Raw genomic sequence first — 21,259 nt, 5'->3', positions numbered from 1 at the left:
CGGGCCGGACCCAGACCCGGAGGATCCACCGATGACCAGCCACACCGCCCGTATGAAGAACCCCGCCATGGTCCTGCCGGACGCCATGAAGGGCATCCAGAGCATCTACAAGGCGATGCACCAGGGCGGGGTCCCGCCGCGGATCCTGGAGCTGGTGCACCTGCGGGCCAGCCAGATCAACGGGTGCAGCGCCTGCGTGTTCGCCGGCGTCACCGGGGCCAAGAAGGCCGGCGAGACGGACGAGCGGCTGCACGCCGTCGCCGCCTGGCGGGAGGCCCCGTTCTTCGACGAGGAGGAGCGGGCCGCGCTCGAACTCACCGAGGTGGCGACCCGGATCGCCGACCGTTCCGGCCAGGCGGTGCCGGACGCGGTCTGGAACGCGGCGGCGGACCACTTCGACGAGGAGCAGCTCTCGGCGATCATCCTGATGATCGGGCTGACGAACTTCTTCAACCGGATCAACGCGACCGTCCAGGAGCCGGCTGGCACGACCTGGAGCTGAGCCGGATCAGGGCCGGCGGCCGCGGGCGGAGGTCGGGGGGCGGCGCGGGCCGCGGGCGGACGGGGCCGGGCCGCCGACTGGGCGCGGAGGCGGTGTCCGGGCGGCGCCGAGGGCGGCCTGGCGGCGCTGGATCTCCCGCCAGATCCGCGGCGGGCACGGGCCCTGCGGGTGGTCGGAGAGGAAGCTCTCGTACGGCACCCGGCGCGGGGTCGTCCCGATCTCGACCCAGGAGGCCTTGCCGGTGCGGTCCCAGCCCTCGTTCTCCATCCGGATGTGGTCGTCCCGGTGGTCCTTGTCCTTGCTGGTGATCTGCAGCACCTCGGCGTAGCCGGACCGGGTGCCGACCACGACGCAGTAGTGCCGGGCGGCCTCCGCCCGGTCCCGGAACGGCACCATCGCCACCCAGACCTCCCCCGCCGACGGCCGGGAGACGGTGGTGGTGCGCGCGGAGGAGCGTCCGGCGCCGGTGCGGGCCGGGCGGACCGGCGGCCGCTCCAGCAGGTCGCCGGACCAGGCGCGGACCGAGGTCCGCCACCCCCAGGCGAAGGCGCCGACCGCGAGGCACTGCAGGGCGTAGCCGTTCGCCGAGGCCGGGTCCTGGGTGCCGAGGAGCTTCGGCGCCGCGTACGCGCCGACCAGGTGGGCGAGCAGCGAGCAGGCGCCGGCCAGTACGGCCGCCCGGGCGGGCACCACCCAGGGTGCGACCCGGCGGCGGCGCCGGGCCGCCTGCCCGTCCAGCAGCAGGGCGACCGCGTACGAGACGGCGGCCAGGGCCGCGACCTGCCCCGGGGTGATGTGCTGGGGCGGGCTCTGGGCCCTCATCAGGGCCGGCAGCAGTACCGGCAGGGCCAGCGGGTAGCCGAGCGCTCCGCAGCACAGCAGCATCAGGAAGGCCCCGAGGCAGCCCCCGCCACCGGGTCGCCTTCGTCGCCGCGGAACCGCCGAACTCCCGTACCGGTAAGCCATGTTCGCCACCCCCACCGCGGTCGTGCGTCCGGCGCAATGTACCGGAGATCCGCGGGCCGCGGGGGGTGCGGAGATAATCCCGCCATGAGCCGCCCCCGAACGACCCCCGGCCCCGTGCCGAGCGCCCCCCGGAACGCTCCCGGCACTCCCGGGAGCGCCCCCCGGGACGCCTCCGACAGCTCCCGCGACGCCTCCGACGGCGCCTCCCAGAACGCGACGCGTGACGCCCGCGGCGCCTCCCACGACGCGACGCGTGACGCCCGCGGCGGCCGGGCCCGCGACAACGCCCCCTGGACGGCGTTCGGCGGCGATCTGCATCTCGACCTCACCGAACGTCGCGCCGCCGGGGCCGGACTGCGTGCCGCCCTGGAGGACGCGCTGCGCGAGGCAGTCCAGGACGGGCGGCTCGCCCCGGGCACCCGGCTGCCCTCCTCCCGGGCGCTCGGCGAGGACCTCGGCATCGCCCGCAACACCGTCGTCGAGGCCTACGGGCAGCTCACCGCCGAGGGCTGGCTCGGCTCGCGGCCGGGTTCCGGCACCACGGTCGCCGGTCGCGCCGCGCCCCGGCCCGCCGCACGCCCTGCCCCCGTCGGCGCCGACCGCCGCCCCACCGGGCGGCACGACCTGCTCGCCGGGCGGCCCGACCTCTCGCTGTTCCCACGCAGCGCCTGGCTGGCCAGCGCCCGCCGGGCACTGGCCGTCGCCCCGCACGACGCCTTCGACTACGGCTCGCCCCTCGGCCGGATCGAGTTGCGGCGGGCGCTCAGCGACTACCTGGCCCGGGTCCGGGGCGTGCGCACCGACCCGGACCGGCTGCTGGTGTGCGCCGGCTTCGGCCAGGGCCTCGGCCTGCTGGCCGCCGCGCTGCGCGGGCGCGGGGCGGGCCGGATCGCGGTCGAGGGCTACGGACTGCCGCCGCAGCGCGAGGTCCTGCGGGCGGCCGGGCTCGACCCGGTCCCGCTGCCGCTGGACACCGACGGGGCCCGCACCGACCTGCTGGACGGCCTGGGCGGGGCCGGCGGGCCCGCGGACCGTCCCGGGGCGGTGCTGCTCACCCCGGCCCACCAGTTCCCCACCGGCGCCGCGCTGGCCGCCGACCGCCGGGCGGCGGCCGTCCGCTGGGCCCGCGAGCGGGACGGGTACGTGATCGAGGACGACTACGACGGCGAGTTCCGCTACGACCGGCAGCCGCTCGGGGCGATGCAGGCGCTCGACCCGGACCGCGTGGTGTACGGCGGCACCGCCGCCAAGAGCCTGGCCCCCGGTCTGCGGCTGGCCTGGCTGGCCCTCCCGGACGAGCTGGTCGAACCGGTCGCCCGGCTCAAGGCCCTGGCGGACACCATGAGTCCGGTGACCGACCAGCTCACCTTCGCCGAGCTGATCACCTCGGGCCGCTACGACCGGCATGTGCGGCGCTGCCGGCTGCACTACCGGCGCCGCCGGGACCTGCTGGTCGCGGCGCTCGCCGAGCGGGCCCCGCGGGTCCGGGTCACCGGTATCGCCGCCGGACTGCACGCCGTCCTGCAGCTGCCGGCGGGTTCCCGTCCGGAGGCGGAGCTGATGGAGCGGGCGCGCGCGGCCGGCCTGGTGCTCACCGGGCTCGACTGGTACCGGGCCGGGCCGGACGCCGAACGGGCCCTGGGCCTGCCCGCCGCGGCGGACGCCCGGCCGGACAACGAGCCGGCCACTGCACCGGACGCCGCACCGGACGCCCGGCCGGACAACGAGCCGGCCACTGCACCGAACACCGCACCGGACACCGCACCGGCCCTGGTCGTCGGCTACGCGACCCCGTCCGACCACGCCTTCCCGGCCGCCCTGGACGCCCTCTGCGGAATCCTCCGCGAGAGCTGAACCACCCCGGGCGGCGGGCTACTTGTTGCGGTTGCCCAGCTCGAAGAGGAGCAGGATGAAGCCGGCGAAGGCATGGGTGGCGACGGTGTAGATCACCAGGCGGACGCCGATGCGGCGGTTGGCCTGCTTGCCGGCGTCGATGGTCTTGGCCGGCTTCGCGCGTACGGGGGCGGGCACGGCGGCGGTCTCGGTCTCGGTCGCGGTAGTGGTGGGATCGGCCATGGGGATCTCCTCCGGATGTCCTGACGTCGGGTCAGTGATGCGGGGCGGCGGGGCCGCCGCCGAGGCAGAGTTCGCCACCGGGGCTCTGCAGCAGGGTGTGCATGAAGAGCAGCTCGACCCCGGAAGAGGAGTCGGCGGCGATGCAGTGCGGGGTGAGCGAGTCGAAGTGCGCCGAGTCGCCCTCGTCGAGCACGTGGACCCGCTCGCCGAGGGTCAGCCGGAGCCGGCCGCGGAGCACGTACAGCCACTCCTCGCCCGGGTGGACCCGGACCACCGCGTCCTGCACGCCCGGGGGGACGTGCACGCGCAGCGCCTGCATCGCCCGGCCGGGCGCGCCGGCCCTGCGGTAGCCCCAGCCGCCGGCCCGGCCCGGTTCGATCGCACCGCCGCGCACCACCGGGTCGGGCTCGGTGAACGCCTCGCCGAGCAGTCCGGAGACGGAGGTGCCGTAGGCGCGGGCGAGGCCGAGCAGGACGGGCAGGGAGGGCTGTCGGCGCCCGGTCTCCAGCCGGGACAAGTAGGCTGGGGAGAGGCCGACCCGGGCGGCGGCGACCTCCAGGGTGAGGCGGCTGCCGAGCCGGTGCTCGCGCAGCCGCACGGCGAGGCCGGCCACCTCCGGCGCCCCGGGGTCGTCCACGGGGGCGGCCGGAACGGCGGCGGGAACGCCGGGGTCGGCGGGCGGAGCGCCGAGGTCGGCGGGAACGCCGGGGTCGGCGGGCGGACCGGCTGGGCTGGTGGTCATGTGCCCAGTGGACACTCCTCCGTGCCGCCCGGGCAAACTTTTTGCCCACGAGGCAAACCGCCCGGAGGGGCAGGATCCCCGACGGCTACGGCCGGGGGATGTTCCGCAGATTGGACCGGGCCAGGTCGATCATGCGCCCGACCCCGCCCGACAGCACCGTACGGCCCGCGGCCAGCGCGAAGCCCTTCAGCTGGGCCGCCGTGATGTGCGGCGGGACGGACAGCGCGTTCGGGTCGGTGACCACGTCCACCAGGGCCGGGCCGGGCCGTTCCAGCGCCTCCGCCAGGACCTCCCGCACCCGCGCGGGCTCGGTGACCCGCTTGGCCGGGATGCCCATCGCCCGGGCGATCCCGGCGTAGTCGACGTCCCCGTTGTCGACCTCCGACTCCGGGTAGCCGGAGACCAGCATCTCCAGCTTGATCATGCCGAGCGCGCCGTTGTTGAAGACCACGGTCTTCACCGGCAGCCGGTGCCTGGCCACCGTGAGCAGCTCGCCGAGCAGCATCGACAGCCCGCCGTCGCCCGACATCGCCACCACCTGGCGCCCGGGGAAGGCGAGTTGGGCGCCGATCGCGTGCGGGAGGGCGTTGGCCATCGAACCGTGCAGGAAGGAGCCGATCACCCGGCGGCGCCCGTTGGGCCGCAGGTAGCGGGCGGCCCAGACGTTGTTCATACCGGTGTCGACGGTGAAGACCGCGTCCTCGGCGGCCACCTCGTCCAGCACCGAGGCCACGTACTCGGGATGGACGGGCAGATGCTTCCCGATGTCCCGGGTGTAGGCGCCGACGACGTCCTCCAGCGCCCGGCAGTGGCGGCGCAGCATGTCGTCGAGGAAGGACCGGTCGGTCTTCCGCTCCAGCAGCGGCAGGACCGCCCGCAGGGTGGCCGGGACGTCGCCGTGCACGGCCAGGTCCAGCGCGGTCCTGCGGCCGAGCCGGGTGGCGTCGTGGTCCACCTGGACGGTCCGGGCCTGGGGCAGGAAGGAGTCGTAGGGGAAGTCGGTGCCGAGCAGCAGGACGAGGTCGGCGGAGTGCAGGGCCTCGTGGCAGGCGCCGTAGCCGAGCAGTCCGCTCATCCCGACGTCGTACGGGTTGTCGTACTGGATCCACTCCTTGCCGCGCAGGGAGTGCCCGACCGGCGCGCACAGGGTGGCCGCGAGTTCCATCACCTCGGCGTGCGCCTCGCGGACGCCCGCGCCGCAGAACAGCGCCACCTTGGGCGCGGCGTTGAGCACCCGGGCCAGCTCCTGCACCTGGGACCAGGGCGGGGCGGCGACGGCCCGTTCGGTGAGGAAGTGGCTGGTGCCGGTCGGGGCGGCGGCGGAGAGCGCCGCCACGTCGCCGGGGAAGGCCAGCACCGAGACGTCCCGGGCCCCGAGGGCGTGCTGGATCGCGATCCGCAGCAGCCGGGGCATCTGGGCGGCGGTGGAGAGCATCTCGCACCAGCCGCTGCAGTCGGTGAACACCCGCTCGGGGTGGGTCTCCTGGAAGAAGCCGGTGCCGATCTGGCCGGACGGGATGTGCGAGGCCAGCGCGAGCACCGGGACGCCGCTGCGCTGCGCGTCGTAGAGGCCCTGGACGAGGTGGGTGTTGCCGGGGCCGCAGGAGCCCGCGCAGACCGCCAGCCGGCCGGTCAGCTCGGCCTCGGCGGCGGCCGCGAAGGCGCCGGCCTCCTCGTTGCGGACGTGCACCCAGCTGATGCCGTCCGTCCGGCGGATGGCGTCCACCACGGGGTTGAGGCTGTCGCCGACCACGCCGTAGACCCGCTCCACGCCGGCCTGCCGGAGCACCGCCACCATCTGTTCGGCCACACTCACCACGGGGATCTCCTGCTGCCGGGGACGCACGACACCAGCACCCTGCGCCGCCGCGCGTCCGCCCGCACCCGGGGTGGCCCGTCGGGGTGAGGGGCCGGCCCCGGGGCGGCGGACGCGCCGGGCCTACTCGGCGGGGCGGCGGACGCGCCGGGCCTACTCGGCGGGGAGGTGGTCCGGGCCGGAGGAGATGCGGCCGCCGGGGACGCCCGCCTGCGGCTGGCGGCTGGCCGGTTCGCGGCCGGGAGGCTGGCTGCAGCGCTCCTGGGCGGGCGGCGCGGTGGTCGGCAGCGAGACCGGCTCGCCGGCCTTCACCTGCACCTGCTCCCCGTCGTGCCGCAGGTGGATCACCTCGCCCCGGCGCAGCGTGTACGTGGTCTCGTCGTGGTCGATCCGCACCGCGAGCAGCTTCCCCCGGATCCGCAGCGAGAAGCCGATCCGGGTCAGCCCGGCCGGGAGCCTGGGCCGGAACCACAGCGTCTCGCCGTGGTCCCGCAGTCCGCCGAAGCCCGCCACCAGCGCGATGCAGGCCCCGGCGAGCGAGGCCATGTGCAGGCCGTCCCGGGTGTTGCCGCCGAGGTCGTGGAGGTCCATCAGGGCGGCCTCGGCGGTGTAGTCGTACGCGAGGTCGAGCTGCCCGACCTCGGCGGCGATCACCGCCTGGGTGCACGCGGACAGCGAGGAGTCGCGGACGGTCAGCCGCTCGTAGTAGGCGAAGTTGCGGGCCTTCTGCTCGTCGGTGAACGCGTCGCCGCGGACCTGCATGGCGAGCACCAGGTCGGCCTGCTTGACGACCTGCTTCCGGTACAGGTCGAAGTACGGGTAGTGCAGCAGCAGCGGGTAGTTCTCCGCCGGGGTGTGCTCGAAGTCCCAGACCTGGTGGTCGGTGAAGCCGTCGGCCTGCGGGTGGACGCCGAGGTCGGCGTCGTACGGGACGAACATCGCCGCGGCGGCGTCCCGCCAGGCCGCCGTCTCCTCGGTGTCGACGCCGAGCGCGGCGGCCTCGCGCGGGTGCCGGGCGGCGGACTCGGCGGCGGCGCGCAGGTTCGTCTGCGCCATCAGGTTGGTGTAGACGTTGTTGTCGGCGACGGCGCTGTACTCGTCGGGACCGGTCACGCCCTCGATCCGGAACCGGCCGGCGGCGTCGTGGTGGCCGAGCGAGCGCCACATCCGGGCCGTCTCGACCAGGAGTTCGAGCCCGTAGTCGCGCTCGAACGCGAGGTCCCCGCTGGTCCGGACGTAGCGGGCGACGGCGGACGCGATGTCCGCGCCGATGTGGAACGCGGCGGTGCCGGCCGGCCAGTAGCCGGAGCACTCCTCGCCGTGGATCGTCCGCCAGGGGAACACCGCCCCGGCGAGGCCGAGCTGGACCGCGCGCTCGCGGGCCATCGGCAGGGTGGTGTGCCGCCAGCGCAGGGCCTGGGCGACGGCGGACGGCAGGCAGTAGGTGAGCACCGGCAGGACGAACGCCTCGGTGTCCCAGAAGCTGTGCCCGTCGTAGCCGGGGCCGGTCAGCCCCTTGGCCGGGATGGCTCGCTCCTCGCTCCGGGCCCCGGCCTGGAGGACGTGGAAGAGGGCGAACCGGACGGCCTGCTGGAGTTCGACGTCGCCCTCGATCTCGACATCGCTGGTCTCCCAGAACTCCCGCAGGTATTCGGCCTGTTCGGCGACCAGGGCGTCCCAGCCGGTGTACCGGGCGGCGGTCAGCGCGGCCTCCACCTGGTCCCGGACGGCGGGCAGCGAGCGGGTCGCGGACCAGCCGTAGGCCATGAACTTCACCAGCCGCAGCCGCTCGCCGGGGCGGAGCACGGTGGTGACGCTGATCCGGCAGTGGTCGTCCTCCGCCTCGGCGACGGTGTCCAGCCGGTCCGGCCCCTCGATCACATGGTCCATGCCGGCGGCGACCCGGATGCCGCTGTAGCGGGTGCGGTGGACCAGCACCGCCTTCGTCCCACCGGCGTGGCTGGCCTCGGCGATCAGCGGGGCCTCCAGCACGGCGGCGGCCCTCGGGTCGCCCTCGGCGCCGCCGGGCAGCTGTTCGTTGGCCACGAGTTCGCTCTGCAGCACGATCCGGACCGGGCCGTCCACCGCCTCCAGGGTGTACTCGACCGCGGCGACCGCCCGCTGGGTGAGCGAGACCAGCCGGGTGGAGTCGACCCGGACGGTCCGCCCGGCCGGGGAGGTCCACTCGGCGGACCGCCGCAGCAGGCCGTCGCGGAAGTCCAACCAGCGTCGGTGGCTGACCAGTTCGCCGTAGCGGAGGTCGAACGGCTCGTCGTCGACCAGCAGTCGGACGATCTTGCCGTTGGTCACGTTGATGACGCTCTGGCTGGACTCCGGGTAGCCGTAGCCGCCCTCGCCGTAGGGCATCGGGCGCAGCTCGAAGACACCGTTGAGATAGGTGCCGGGCAGGCCGTGCGGCTCGCCCTCGTCGAGGTTGGCGCGCAGGCCGATGTGGCCGTTGGAGAGCGCGAACACGGATTCGGCGCGGGCCATCGAGGTGAGGTCGAGGCCCGGTTCGACGACCTGCCACGGGTCGACGACGAAGGGCTGCTCCTGGCCGGTCATGCCGGTGTCTCCTCGGACTTGCCGGGGGCCTGCGGGCCGTCGCCGGGGATCAGTTCGGCGAGGTCCCGGACCACCACGGTGGCGCCGTCGCGGCGCAGTTCGGCGGCCTGGCCGACCCGGTCCACCCCGACCACCGCGCCGAAGCCGCCGGCCCGGCCGGAGGCGACCCCGGCCAGCGCGTCCTCGAACACGGCGGCGTGCGGGGGCTCGACGCCCAGCGCCCGGGCGGCGGCCAGGTAGGTGTCCGGCGCGGGCTTGCCCGGCAGTCCGTCCCGGGTGGCGACGAGGCCGTCCACGATCACGTCGAAGTACCCCTCGATGCCCGCGGACCGCAGCACGTCACGGCAGTTGGCGCTGGACGAGACCACGGCGGTGGGCAGGCCGAGCGCGCGCAGCCGGCGCACGTAGTCGACCGAGCCCGGGTACGGGGCGACGCCCTGCTCGCGGATCATCCGCAGCACGGTGTCGTTCTTGGCCCGGCTGATGCCCTGCACGGTGAGGGCGCCCGGTGGGTCGGCGTCGGTGCCCTCGGGCAGCTCGATGCCCCGGCCGGCGAGGAAGGCGCGGGTGCCGTCGAGTCTGGGCCGCCCGTCCACGAAGGCGTCGTAGTCGGCGACGGCGTCGAAGGGGGTGAACGGCCCGCCGGTGCGGGCGGCTTCGGCGCGCAGGAAGGCGTCGAAGGTGTCCTTCCAGGCCGCGGCGTGCACCGTGGCGGTCTGGGTGAGCACCCCGTCGAGGTCGAACAGGAAAGCGCGGATGTCTTCCGGTAGCCCCAGCATGGGTGCAGTCTTACCCGCCGGAGCGGGTCCGGCCGCCCATTCCCGGCGGCGCGTCGCGGGAACGGGCGGCCCGGCCGTCACGGGCGGGCCGCCCGGGGCCCGGGGGGAGTCCGGGCCGTACGGGGATCGGGGGGACTGCGGGACTCAGGGGGAGTCCGGGGTGGCGGTCAGCGCGAAGACCGCGCCCTGCGGGTCCCGCACCACCGCCATCCGCCCGGCCTGCATGTCGAACGGCGGCTGGACCACCGAGCCGCCGGCCTTCACCAGCGCGTCCACCGTGGAGTCGGTGTCGTCCACCGAGAAGTAGGTCATCCAGTGCGAGGGGGTGCCCGGCGGCAGGTACCCGGCGACCGGCTGCATGCCGCCCACCGTGTGGTCGCCCACGTTGAGCGAGTAGAAGCCGTCCATGCCCTGCACGGTGGCGGGGCGCAGGCCGAGTGCCTGCTGGTAGAACCGGCCGGCCGCCGCGGTGTCCGTGGTGTTGAGCTCGTTCCAGACCAGCGCGCCGGGTTCGTTGACGACGCCCGCGCCGACGAACTCCAGCTTCTGCCAGACGCCGAAGACCGCGCCGGTCGGGTCCGCCGCGACCAGCATCCGGCCGGTGTCGCCCACGTCCGTCACCGGGTACACGATGGTGCCGCCGGCGCCGGAGATGGCCTGCCCGGCCGCGTCGGCGTCGTCGGCGGCGAGGTAGGTGGTCCAGGAGACCGGGGGCAGCGGCTGCCCCTCCGGGCCGGAGCGGGCCATGATCCCGGCGACCGGCCTGCCGTTGAGCGAGCACACGGCGTAGCCGCCGAACTCGGGCGGGCCGACTTCGCCCTGCCAGCCGAACAGGTCGCGGTAGAAGTCGAGCGCGGCCTGCTGGTCGCTCGCCATCAGGTCCACCCAGCACGGGGTGCCGGGCTTGTACGGTGCGGTGACTACGGGCATTCCTGGGCCTCCAAGCGATGGTCCTCCGCCGGACGGGCCACCGGGCGCCGGCCGCCTCGGGCCGCGCGGCCGGACGGCCGTACACCGCCCACGATCGCCGTGCCTCCGCGATCCCGCCACCGGACGGCGTCCCGGCGGGCCTCCGGCCGGCGCGGGGGCGGTGGAGCCCGGCGCGAGGGCGGTGGAGCCCGCCGCGAGGGCGGTGGAGCCCGCCGCGAGGGCGGTGGAGCCCGCCGCGGCCCCCGGCCGGGACCGGGGCGGGTCAGCCGCCGGAGCCGTAGGTGGTGTTGTCGCAGATGTTGTCGTCCGCCGAGCGGGCGTCGGCGACGAGGCTGCTGGGCAGCGGCTGGGGCACGGCGGGCGCGGACGGGCCCCCCGCCGGGGCGCCGGCGGAGGCGCCCGGGGTGGTGGCGCCGGCGGAGGCGCCGTTGGCCGCCGCGAAGTCCTTGCCGACGATCACGGTGATACCGGCCGAGGTGCCTGGCTCGACCACCGCGCCGGGGAACACCGCGGCGACCTTCTCCGCGTTCGCCTTCTGCCCCGAGCCGTACTGGACCATCGTGGTCGTGTACTTGAGGTTGTCGGCCCGGCCGACGGCGGTGGCGGTGAACTTGGCCGCCTTCAACTGCTCGGCCGCCTTGCCGGCCATGCCGGTGGCACTGGTGCCGGTGTAGACCGCCACCTTGATGCTCCTGGTGTCGGCGAGCGGGGAGCCGGCCGCGGCGGCGTGCGCCGTGGCCGCCGGGGTGGTCGCGGTGGTCGCCGCCACGGCCGGCGGGGCGGTCGGGGAGGGGGCCTCCGCCGGCTGCTCGCCGGTGGCGTTCTGGCCGTCGATGGTCTGGTCGGCCTTGAGGGTGTCCCAGAGCTTCTTGGCGTCCGCCTCGACGATGTCGATGTTCTTGTCCACGGTGCGGTAGCGCCAGGGCAGGGTGACGAACTTGAGGTCGTGCAGGTCGATGTTGCGCAGCGAGAGGCCGAAGGACATCAGCTTGTCGGCGCTGTCGAGGCCGGGGTCGACGGTGAGCGAGCTGGTGGCGGCGTTGGCGAGCGGCAGCAGGGTGGTCGGGTTGAGCCCCTGCTTCTTGATCTTGCTCGCCAGCGAGCTGATGAACGCCTGCTGGCGCTTCATCCGGCCGATGTCAGAGCCGTCGCCGATGCCGTGCCGCAGCCGCACGTAGTCGAGCGCCTGCTGGCCCTCCACCTTCTGCGGGCCCTTCTTCAGGACCACGGCGCCCTTCGCGGGCAGCTTGTCGTTGAGGTCCTTCTCGTGGATGTCCTCGGGCAGGCAGATGTCGACGCCGTCGACCGCCTTGGTCATCGCCGCGAAGCCCTGGAAGTCCACCACCATGGTGTGGTCGACCCGGATCCCGGTGAGCTTCTCCACGGTGTTCTGGGTGCAGGCGGGGTTGCCCTCGTCGGTGCCGCCGGTGGAGAAGGCCGCGTTGAACAGCTCGCTGTTCGTCCCCTTGGTCCACTTGCCGTTGGGCAGCTTGCAGGACGGTATGGCCACCATCGCGTTGCGCGGTATGGAGATGCCCACGGCGTGCTTGTGGTCGGCGTAGACGTGCAGCAGGATCGTGGTGTCCGAGCGGGCGCCGCCGTCCTCGCCACCGCCGAGGTCGGAGTTGTTCTTGCCCCGGCTGTCGGAGCCGATCAGCAGGAGGTTGACGGGCTTGTTGCCGTCCGCGTCGGCCTGCGCCTCCGGCGGGCGGTCCTTGGCTATCGCGTCCGCGTCGAAGGACTTGATGTTGCCGTTGAGCTGGTAGTAGATCAGCCCGCCGGCGGCCGCCAGCAGCACGAGTACCCCGGCGGCGGACCAGGCGACGACCTTCTTGACGTCCCGCTTCGGCTTACGGGCGGCGGCCCGGGCCGCGGCCCGTCCGCCGCCACCACCGGCCGGGGGCGGCCCGGGCTGGGGCGGCCCCACCTTGGCCTGGCCCGGCCTGCCCTGGGCGGCCCGACGGGCCTCGGCGCGGCCGCCGGGCCGGGGCCCGGGCACCGGGGCGCCGGGTGTGCCGTCGGCGGCACCGTCGGCCGTGAGCGCACCGGGCGCGTCGTCACCGCGAGCCGGACCCTCGCCCCACTGACCTGACATGCCTGAACCTTTCACCGGCGGACGCCGCGCCCACAACGGCCGGACGCACTGCACACAGAGAGACGGTCGAGACCGCCCCCGGGTTGCACGTACGACGGTCGCAATAACCGACGAACACCCCCGGCCGCGCCGTCCGCAGCCCTCCGTGCGGGTCCGATGTCCCCCAACGGACCCGCCTTGGATCATACAAACCGATCGTCAGAGTGCATCGTTCGCATACTCGGCGCCGCCGGCCGCGGGACACGGCCACAGCGCCGGTGCCGGTGCCGGTGCCGATCTGCGGACCGGCCGGGAACGGGGCCCGGAACGGCGAAGGCCCGGGTCGGAGGTGGTCCGGCCCGGGCCTTTCGCGTCGGTGGGGCGCCAGGGGCTCGAACCCTGAACCTACGGATTAAAAGTCCGCTGCTCTACCCATTGAGCTAGCACCCCGACACCGTGGACATCATGCCAGACCGGGCCGCCCGGTGCCGCCGAATACCGCCCCGCGTCCGGGGCCCCGGGGCGACCGGGGGAGGCGTGACCCAGGTCACTTTCGGGGGGGCTTGGCCCCCGGGCCGGGCGCGTGTCACTATTTCTGCACGCCCACCCTGCCCAAAACCCGTTCAGGGGGCGGGTGTTGAGTGCCAGAACCGCCGGTCCGCGCAGGTCGGACCAGGTCTTCGGTCGGCACAGTACTGGTTCCCCCTCGGTTCGTCCGTCATCCGCGTGCGCCTCGGCGTACGCACCCGCCCGGGGTCCGGCGCGGGTGCGCGGCCCGCGGCTGACGGCTGTGCGACGTCGCGGCGTGTACGACCCGCGACGAACCCCAGATCCAACCCCCGATCCACACAGACGCCACGATTGGACAGGTGGAAGAAGAATGTCGGAAAGCGCCTTCCTGGAGAACTTCTACGCGGCCGTCGAGGGAACCGCCCGCGTGGTGGACGTGCCCTTCGAGCGCGAGACGGTGTGGCCGATCCTGACCGCCTACCAGGACGTGCTGCCGGAGTCGGTGATCTCCTTCCGGGTGCAGAACAGCCCGCTCGGTGCCGATGACCTCGACTGCCGGTTCACCATGCTCCCCCGGGGCCTCGACCCCTACGCCGTCGCGCTGGCGAACGGCCTGGCCGAGAAGACCGACCACCCCGTCGGCAAGCTGCTGGCCGAGGTCCACGGCGAGCTCCCGATCGACAGCTGCGGCGTCGACTTCGGGGTCCGGGCCGGGTTCACCAAGACCTGGTCCTTCCCCACCATCGAGCGGCTGCTGACGGTCCGCGAGGTCGCCGCGCTGCCGTCGGCACCCGAGGGCATCACCGCCAACCTCGAGCTCTTCGACCGCTACGGCCTGTCGGACATCGTCAGCACCGTCGGCATCGACTACGGCAGCCGGACCGTCAACCTCTACTTCGGCGGCGGCGCCTCCGGCCGGGTGCCGCGGGAGACCTTCGCACCCGAGGGCGTCCGCTCGCTGCTCGCCGAACTGGGCCTGCCGGCCCCGAGCGAGGAGTTGCTGACGTTCAACGAGAAGGCGTTCGTCATGTACGCCACGCTGAGCTGGGACTCCCCGAAGATCTCGCGGATCACCTACTCCGTCATGACGCCCGAGCCGCTGGCGCTGCCGGTGACCGTGGCCCCGCAGATCACCCGGCTGGTCCAGGACGCCCCGTACAGCACCGAGGGCCGCAACTTCGTCTACGGCGTGACGGTCACGCCCAAGGGCGAGTACCACAAGATCCAGTCGTACTACCAGTGGCGGCGGCCGGTCGAGAAGATGCTCGTCGCCGAGTCGTAGCACGCGGCACCGCACCACCCGGGTCTGCCGGGGACCGAACACGGTCCCCGGCGGGCCCTTTTCCGTCCCGGCCCGGCCCGCGCGCCGCGTCCGCCGCCGCGCGCGGGCCCGGCCGGGGATTCCCGCCCGCCACCGGATTCCTTCCTTCCGAGAACTCTGGATGAGCGATCTCCATGCAGAAACGAAACGGGGAGCTGAGTTCGTTGTCCCTACCCGCCGCACCCGAGGGGTTGTCGGAGAGCCGCGGCGCCCGGCCGGTCGGCACCGGCCGGGCCCGGGCCAAGGCGATCGTGCTGGGTGAGCACGCGGTCGTCTACGGAGCCCCGGCGCTCGCCCTCCCGCTCCCGCAGCTGGGCGTCACCGCCACCGCCGGCTGCTCCGCGCAGTCCCCGGACGACCCGGACGACTTCTCCCTCACCATGACCGGCTCCGAGTCCCGGCCGAAGGCCGCCCAGGCCTCCGGCGGACTGCACCGGCTGACCACCGAGTTCCGGGCCGCCATGGGCGTGCCCGACAGCCTGCACCTCGACGTGATCATCGACTGCGCGATCCCGGTCGGCCGCGGCCTCGGCTCCAGCGCCGCCTGCGCGCTGGCCGTGGTGCACGCGCTGGCCGACCTGTTCGGGCGCGAGGTCACCCCGCGGCTGGCGTTCGACCTGGTGCAGACCGCCGAGAACGTGGCGCACGGGCGGGCCAGCGGCGTCGACGCGATGGCCGTCGGCGCGACCGCCCCGCTGCTGTTCCGGGCCGGCCGGGCGGAGGAGCTGCCGATCGGCTGCGACGGCCTGTTCATCCTCGCCGACAGCGGCGTGGCGGGCCGGACCAAGGACGCCGTCGAGCTGCTCCGCGAGGGCTTCCGGCAGCGGCCGGGCACCCAGGAGGCCTTCCTGCGCCGGGCCTCCGAACTGACCGGGACCGCCCGGCTGGCACTCGCCGAGGGCCGGCCCGAGCAGCTCGGCGCCCAGCTCACCGACTACCACGAGCTGCTCCGCGCGGGCGGCCTGAGCACCGACCGGATCGACGGGATGGTCTCGGCCGCGCTGGCCGCCGGCGGCCTCGGCGCCAAGATCACCGGCGGCGGCATGGGCGGCTGCGTGATCGCGCTGGCGTCCGAGGAGCGGGCCGCGGAGGTCACCCGCGCGCTGCTCGCCGCCGGAGCCGTCCAGACCTGGTCCGTACCGCTGAGGGAGTACCCCGGCCATGGCCGCTGAGCAGCCGACCGCCACCCCCCGCCCGCGCCCCGGCACCGGGAGCGCCACCGGGGACGCCACCGCCGTCGCCCATCCGAACATCGCGCTGGTCAAGTACTGGGGCAAGCGGGACGAGCGGCTCGTCCTCCCCTGGACCGACAGCCTCTCGATGACCCTGGACGTGTTCCCGACCACCACCCGGGTCCGGCTCGACCCCGGGGCCGGCGAGGACACGGTGGCGCTCGACGGCACGCCCCTGGAGGGCGAGCCGCGCCGCCGGGTGACCGCCTTCCTCGACCTGGTCAGGGAACGCGCCGGGAGCCCGCTGCGGGCCGTCGTGGACACCCGCAACACCGTCCCCACCGGCGCCGGCCTCGCCTCCTCCGCGAGCGGTTTCGCCGCGCTGGCCACCGCCGCCGGCGCCGCGTACGGGCTCGGCCTGGACGCCACCGGGCTGTCCCGGCTGGCCCGGCGCGGCTCCGGCTCGGCCTCGCGCTCCGTCTTCGGCGGCTTCGCGATCTGGCACGCCGGACAGCCGGACCGCGGCGGCGACCCCGACCTCGGCTCCTACGCCGAGCCGGTCCCGGTGCCGGTGACCGCGCTGGACCCGGCGCTGGTGGTCGCGGTGGTCGACGCCGGCCCGAAGGCGGTGTCCAGCCGCGAGGCGATGCGGCGCACCGTCGCCACCTCGCCGCTGTACCGGCCCTGGGCCGCCTCCAGCCAGGCCGACCTGGCCGAGATGCGGGAGGCGCTGCACCGGGCCGACCTGGACGCGGTGGGCGAGGTCGCGGAGCGCAACGCGCTCGGGATGCACGCCACCATGCTGGCGGCCCGCCCGGCGGTGCGCTACCTCTCGGCGGCCACCCTGACCGTGCTGGACGCGGTGCTGGAGCTGCGCCGCGCCGGGGTGTCGGCCTGGGCGACCATGGACGCCGGCCCCAACGTCAAGGTGCTCTGCCGGCGGTCCGAGGCGGACCGGGTGGCCGGGGTGGTCCGCGAGGCCGTCCACGGCGGTTCGGTGCACATCGCCGGCCCCGGACCGGGCGCCCGGCTGCTGGACGCGGACGCGTGACCACCGGCCGCCCGCCGGTGGTCCGGCGCGCGCCGGGCAAGCTGTTCGTCGTCGGCGAGTACGCGGTGGTGGAGCCGGGCAACCAGGCGGTCCTGGTGGCGGTCGACCGCCGGGTCACCGCCACCGTCACCGAGCCGGCCGGGGCCGGGACGGTGGTCTCCTCCGACCTCCTCGCGGCGCCGGTGCGCTGGCTCCGCCGGGGTGACCGGCTCGACCCGGTCGGGGTCGAGGACGCCGACCGGGCCCGCCGGGAGCTGGCCCACGTCCTCGCCGCGCTCCGGTCCGTCACCCGACTGCTGGCCGAACACGGGCGCCCGGCACCGGAGTTGGACATCTCGATCAGCAGCGAGCTGCACCAGGGCGGGGTCAAGTTCGGCCTCGGGTCGAGCGGTGCGGTGACGGTGGCGACCGTCGCGGCGGTGGCCGCCCACTGCGGTCTGACGCTGTCGGCCGAGGAGCGGTACCGGCTGGCGCTGCTGGCCTGCGCCGAACTCGACCCCAAGGGTTCCGGCGGTGACCTGGCCGCCAGCACCTGGGGCGGCTGGATCGCCTACCGGGCGCCCGACCGGGCCGCCGTGCTCGACCTGGTCCGCCGGCGGGGGGTGGCCGAGGCGCTGGCGGAGCCCTGGCCGGGCTTCGAGGTGCGCCGGCTGCCGCCGCCCCCGGGGGTGGCGCTGGAGGTCGGCTGGACCGGCACCCCCGCCTCCACCACGGAGCTGGTGTCCGGGCTGCACCGCAGGGCCTGGCGCGGCACCCCGCCCCACCGCCGGTTCGTGGCCGCCAGCGCCGACCTGGTGCGGGCCGCCGCCGACGCGCTCGACCACGGCGACCGGCCCGCGCTGCTGGACAGCGTCCGGCGCGCCCGCCGGGAGCTGTCCCGGCTCGACGAGGAGGCCGGACTCGGCGTCTTCACGCCCGCCCTGACGGCGCTGTGCGACACCGCCGAGGCCGTCGGCGGCGCGGCCAAGCCCTCCGGCGCGGGGGGCGGTGACTGCGGCATCGCCCTGCTGGAGGTGCCGCCCGCACCGGAAGCCCCGCCCGCACCGGAAGGCCCGCGCGCCCCGGAAGGCCACGCCACCCGGACCGCCCCGGCCGCCGCCGGGTCCCCCAACTCCCACGCCGGGGCCACCGCAGCCTCGCCGGACATCGACCACCTACGGCAACGGTGGGCCGCGGCCGGGGTGCGACCCCTGGACCTGCGTCCCGCCACGGAAGGGAACGAGGAATGATCTCTCAACGCAAGGACGACCACGTCCGGCTCGCGGTCGAGCAGCAGCACGGCCACGTCGGGCGCAACCAGTTCGACGAGGTGTCGTTCGTCCACCACGCCCTGGCCGGGATCGACCGGCCGGCCGTGTCGCTGGCCACGGAGTTCGCCGGCTTCTCCTGGCCGGTCCCGCTGTACATCAACGCGATGACCGGCGGCAGCGAGATGACCGGCAGAATCAACCGGGACCTCGCGATCGCCGCCCGGGAGACCGGGGTGCCGATCGCGTCCGGCTCGATGAGCGCCTACTTCAAGGACGAGTCCTGCGCCGGCACCTTCAGCGTGCTGCGCGAGGAGAACCCGGACGGCTTCGTCCTGGCCAACGTCAACGCCACCGCCTCGGTCGACAAGGCGCGCCGCGCCGTCGACCTGCTGAAGGCCGACGCGCTGCAGATCCACATCAACACCGTCCAGGAGACGGTGATGCCGGAGGGCGACCGCTCCTTCTCCGCCTGGGTGCCGCAGATCGGCCGGATCGTGGAGGGCGTGGATGTCCCGGTCATCGTCAAGGAGGTCGGCTTCGGCCTCAGCCGGGAGACCGTCCTGGTCCTGCGCGACCTGGGCGTACGGGTGGCCGACCTCGGCGGCCGGGGCGGCACCGACTTCGCCCGGATCGAGAACGGCCGGCGCGACCTGCGCGACTACACCTTCCTGGAGGGCTGGGGCCTGTCCACCGCCGCCTGTCTGCTGGACAGCCGGGACGTGGGCCTGCCGGTGCTGGCCTCCGGCGGCGTGCGCCACCCGCTGGACGTGGCCCGCGCCCTCGCGCTCGGCGCCAACGGCGTCGGGGCGTCGGGCACCTTCCTGCGCACCCTGATGGACGAGGGCGTGGAGGCGCTGGTCACCCAGCTGTCCAGCTGGCTGGACCAGTTGGCGGCGCTGATGACCATGCTCGGCGCGGCCACCCCGGCCGCGCTGACCGGCCGGGACCTGCTGATCCAGGGCACCCTGCGCGAGTTCTGCGCCGACCGCGGCATCGACACCGCGCAGTTCGCCCGGCGTTCCGCCGCCGGGACCACCACCACCGGAGGCATCCGATGACCGAGGACCACGCCATCGCCGGCGTCCCGATGCGCTGGGTGGGCCCGGTGCGCATCTCGGGCAACGTCACCACCACCGAGACCCATGTCCCGCTGGCCACCTACGAGTCGCCGCTGTGGCCGTCGGTGGGCCGGGGCGCCAAGGTCTCGATGCTCACCGAGCACGGCATCGTCGCGACCCTGGTCGACGAGCGGATGACCCGCTCGGTGCTGGTCGAGGCGACCGACGCGGGGACGGCGCTGGCCGCCGCCCGGAGCATCCAGGCCCGCTTCGAGGAGCTGAAGGAGGTGGTGCGCGGCTGCAGCCGGTTCGCCGAACTCATCGGCGTCCGGCACGAGATCAACGCCAACCTGCTGTTCGTCCGGTTCGAGTTCAGCACCGGCGACGCCTCCGGGCACAACATGGCCACCCTGGCCTCCGACGTCCTGCTGCAGCACCTGCTGCGGACCGTCCCCGGCATCTCCTACGGGTCGATCTCGGGCAACTACTGCACCGACAAGAAGGCCACCGCGGTCAACGGCATCCTGGGCCGGGGCAAGAACGTGGTGACCGAGCTGCTGGTGCCGCGGGAGGTCGTCACCGGGGTGCTGCACACCACCGCGGCGAAGATCGTCCAGCTGAACATCCGCAAGAACATGCTCGGCACCCTGCTCGCCGGCGGCATCCGCTCGGCGAACGCCCACTTCGCGAACATGCTGCTCGGCTTCTACCTGGCCACCGGCCAGGACGCGGCCAACATCGTCGAGGGCTCGCAGGGCGTCGTGATGGCCGAGGACCGCGACGGCGACCTGTACTTCGCCTGCACCCTGCCCAACCTGATCGTCGGCACGGTCGGCAACGGCAAGGGGCTCGCCTTCGTGGAGACCAACCTGGCCCGGCTGGGCTGCCGGGCCGACCGCGAGCCCGGCGAGAACGCCCGCCGGCTCGCCGTGATCGCGGCGGCGACCGTGCTGTGCGGCGAGCTGTCGCTGCTCGCGGCGCAGACCAACCCGGGCGAGCTGATGCGCGCCCACGTCCACCTGGAACGCGGCAACACGGAGAAGGTCGGGGTGTAGTGATGGCCACCGGTACCACTGTCGGAATCCACGATCTGTCGTTCGCGACCACCGAGTTCGTGCTGCCGCACACCGCGCTGGCGGAGTACAACGGCACTCCGGTCGGCAAGTACCACACCGGTATCGGCCAGCGGTCGATGAGCGTGCCGGCCGCCGACGAGGACATCGTCACCCTGGGCGCCGCGGCCGCCGCGCCGATCGTCGCCCGGCACGGCACGGACGGGATCCGGACCCTGGTGTTCGCCACCGAGTCCTCGATCGACCAGGCGAAGGCCGCGGGCGTGTACGTCCACTCGCTGCTCGGCCTGCCGTCGGCGACCCGGGTGGTCGAGCTCAAGCAGGCCTGCTACGGGGCCACCGCCGCCCTGCAGTTCGCCCTCGGCCTGATCCACCGCGACCCGTCCCAGAAGGTCCTGGTGGTGGCGAGCGACGTCTCCAAGTACGAGCTGGACAGCCCCGGCGAGGCGACCCAGGGCGCCGCCGCCGTGGCGATGCTGGTCACCGCGGACCCGGCGCTGGTGCGGATCGAGGACCCCTCGGGCCTGTTCACCGCGGACGTGATGGACTTCTGGCGGCCGAACTACCGCGACGCGGCACTGGTCGACGGCCAGGAGTCCATCGGCGCCTACCTCCAGGCGGTGCAGGGCACCTGGAAGGACTACTCCGAGCAGGGCGGCCGGCCGCTGGAGGACTTCAACGCCTTCTGCTACCACCAGCCGTTCACGAAGATGGCCTACAAGGCGCACCGGCACCTGCTGAACTCCGCCGGGCACGACACCGACGAGGCGCTGGTCGAGCGGGCCCTCGGGCGCACCACCGGGTACAACGCGGTGATCGGCAACAGCTACACCGCGTCGGTGTACCTGGGCCTGGCCGCGCTGCTCGACGGGGCGGAGGACCTCGACGGGCAGGCGGTGGGCTTCCTCAGCTACGGCTCGGGCAGCGTCGCGGAGTTCTTCGCCGGGACGGTGGTGCCCGGCTACCGGGAACACCTGCGGACGGAGGCGCACCGGGCGGCGGTCGAGCGGCGGCAGCCGATCGGCTACGACCGCTACCGCGAGCTGCACGAGTGGGGCTTCCCGACCGACGGCGGCGACCACCCGACCCCGGCCGGCACCACCGGGCCGTTCCGGCTGGCGGGCATCAGCGGGCACAAGCGGATCTACGAGAAGCGCTGACGGCAAGGGGTTGTCCGACAATTCGCGTCGCATCAGCGCGCGGCGTTGGGCGCCCGGCTGGGCGTGCCGCCGGAGCGTCCTCGTACTGGACGTACTTGGACGATTCGGCGGTGCGTTCAGGCGGGATGCCCGGCGTCGCGCGCGCGGCGGGAATTGTCGGACAACCCCTTGGGCCCGGGGGGGCGGCCCCCCCGGGGAGCCACCCCCCCACGGC

The 21,259-nt window shown here is 74.5% G+C and carries 17 protein-coding genes and 1 tRNA gene; 9 read left to right on the top strand and 9 right to left on the bottom strand.

Annotation, left to right across the window (positions count from 1 at the left end; translation table 11 throughout):
* Window positions 1-31: 31 nt before the first annotated feature.
* Complete coding sequence (locus SM793_RS23770; protein WP_320440308.1) at window positions 32-502, top strand: carboxymuconolactone decarboxylase family protein; 471 nt, start codon at window positions 32-34, stop codon at window positions 500-502.
* Between the two features lie 6 nt (window positions 503-508).
* Here SM793_RS23770 and SM793_RS23765 read toward each other — a convergent pair whose 3' ends face one another.
* Window positions 509-1,387: a hypothetical protein gene (locus SM793_RS23765; protein ID WP_320440307.1), complete on the bottom strand. Its 879-nt coding sequence runs from the start codon at window positions 1,385-1,387 to the stop codon at window positions 509-511.
* A 165-nt stretch (window positions 1,388-1,552) separates the two neighbouring features.
* Here SM793_RS23765 and SM793_RS23760 point away from each other — a divergent pair, with 165 nt between their 5' ends.
* Window positions 1,553-3,322: a PLP-dependent aminotransferase family protein gene (locus tag SM793_RS23760; protein ID WP_320440306.1), complete on the top strand. Its 1,770-nt coding sequence runs from the start codon at window positions 1,553-1,555 to the stop codon at window positions 3,320-3,322.
* 18 nt (window positions 3,323-3,340) lie between these two features.
* Here SM793_RS23760 and SM793_RS23755 read toward each other — a convergent pair whose 3' ends face one another.
* The 8 genes from SM793_RS23755 to SM793_RS23720 form a co-directional block, all read right to left on the bottom strand.
* On the bottom strand, window positions 3,341-3,544 hold the full coding sequence (locus SM793_RS23755) for a DUF6126 family protein (RefSeq protein WP_320440305.1): 204 nt from the start codon (window positions 3,542-3,544) through the stop codon (window positions 3,341-3,343).
* Window positions 3,545-3,575: 31 nt separating this feature from the next.
* Window positions 3,576-4,286, bottom strand: coding sequence for an XRE family transcriptional regulator (locus SM793_RS23750; protein WP_320440304.1), 711 nt, complete (start codon window positions 4,284-4,286; stop codon window positions 3,576-3,578).
* 85 nt (window positions 4,287-4,371) lie between these two features.
* The gene (locus SM793_RS23745; RefSeq protein ID WP_413816023.1) at window positions 4,372-6,084 is read right to left on the bottom strand and encodes a pyruvate dehydrogenase; all 1,713 of its coding nucleotides are present in this window, start codon (window positions 6,082-6,084) and stop codon (window positions 4,372-4,374) included.
* Between the two features lie 171 nt (window positions 6,085-6,255).
* Window positions 6,256-8,667, bottom strand: coding sequence for a glycoside hydrolase family 65 protein (locus tag SM793_RS23740; protein WP_320440303.1), 2,412 nt, complete (start codon window positions 8,665-8,667; stop codon window positions 6,256-6,258).
* A complete protein-coding gene (locus tag SM793_RS23735) occupies window positions 8,664-9,446 on the bottom strand; it encodes an HAD-IA family hydrolase (RefSeq protein ID WP_320440302.1) in 783 nt (260 codons plus the stop codon). The genes SM793_RS23740 and SM793_RS23735 overlap by 4 nt, the downstream gene beginning before the upstream one ends.
* A 144-nt stretch (window positions 9,447-9,590) precedes the next feature.
* Window positions 9,591-10,376: a VOC family protein gene (locus tag SM793_RS23730; RefSeq protein WP_320440301.1), complete on the bottom strand. Its 786-nt coding sequence runs from the start codon at window positions 10,374-10,376 to the stop codon at window positions 9,591-9,593.
* Window positions 10,377-10,638: 262 nt separating this feature from the next.
* Window positions 10,639-12,471: an LCP family protein gene (locus SM793_RS23725; protein ID WP_320440300.1), complete on the bottom strand. Its 1,833-nt coding sequence runs from the start codon at window positions 12,469-12,471 to the stop codon at window positions 10,639-10,641.
* 356 nt (window positions 12,472-12,827) lie between these two features.
* Window positions 12,828-12,900, bottom strand: a tRNA-Lys gene (locus SM793_RS23720).
* 430 nt (window positions 12,901-13,330) lie between these two features.
* On the opposite strand from SM793_RS23720, the gene SM793_RS23715 reads away from it, so the two are divergent.
* The 7 genes from SM793_RS23715 (at window position 13,331) to SM793_RS23685 (ending at window position 21,045) form a co-directional block, all read left to right on the top strand.
* A complete protein-coding gene (locus SM793_RS23715) occupies window positions 13,331-14,242 on the top strand; it encodes an aromatic prenyltransferase (RefSeq protein WP_320440299.1) in 912 nt (303 codons plus the stop codon).
* A gap of 173 nt (window positions 14,243-14,415) precedes the next feature.
* Window positions 14,416-15,453 carry a mevalonate kinase gene (mvk, locus tag SM793_RS23710; RefSeq protein ID WP_320440298.1) on the top strand — a complete coding sequence of 346 codons (1,038 nt, stop codon included), beginning with the start codon at window positions 14,416-14,418 and terminating at the stop codon, window positions 15,451-15,453.
* Window positions 15,443-16,504, top strand: a complete 1,062-nt coding sequence (mvaD, locus tag SM793_RS23705) for a diphosphomevalonate decarboxylase (RefSeq protein WP_320440297.1) — start codon at window positions 15,443-15,445, stop codon at window positions 16,502-16,504. Before mvk ends, mvaD begins: the two co-directional genes overlap by 11 nt.
* The gene (locus tag SM793_RS23700; RefSeq protein ID WP_320440296.1) at window positions 16,501-17,733 is read left to right on the top strand and encodes a phosphomevalonate kinase; all 1,233 of its coding nucleotides are present in this window, start codon (window positions 16,501-16,503) and stop codon (window positions 17,731-17,733) included. Before mvaD ends, SM793_RS23700 begins: the two co-directional genes overlap by 4 nt.
* Window positions 17,730-18,812, top strand: a complete 1,083-nt coding sequence (fni, locus tag SM793_RS23695; protein ID WP_320440295.1) for a type 2 isopentenyl-diphosphate Delta-isomerase — start codon at window positions 17,730-17,732, stop codon at window positions 18,810-18,812. The genes SM793_RS23700 and fni overlap by 4 nt, the downstream gene beginning before the upstream one ends.
* Window positions 18,809-19,867 carry a hydroxymethylglutaryl-CoA reductase gene (locus SM793_RS23690; RefSeq protein ID WP_320440294.1) on the top strand — a complete coding sequence of 353 codons (1,059 nt, stop codon included), beginning with the start codon at window positions 18,809-18,811 and terminating at the stop codon, window positions 19,865-19,867. Before fni ends, SM793_RS23690 begins: the two co-directional genes overlap by 4 nt.
* A gap of 2 nt (window positions 19,868-19,869) precedes the next feature.
* Window positions 19,870-21,045, top strand: coding sequence for a hydroxymethylglutaryl-CoA synthase (locus SM793_RS23685; RefSeq protein WP_320440293.1), 1,176 nt, complete (start codon window positions 19,870-19,872; stop codon window positions 21,043-21,045).
* Window positions 21,046-21,259: the final 214 nt, after the last annotated feature.

This window comes from Kitasatospora purpeofusca, from assembly GCF_034043715.1.
Taxonomy (GTDB): Bacteria; Actinomycetota; Actinomycetes; order Streptomycetales; family Streptomycetaceae; genus Kitasatospora; species Kitasatospora purpeofusca_A.
Note: the sequence above shows the minus strand (reverse complement) of the source record. Positions and strands in the feature narration are given on the sequence as shown.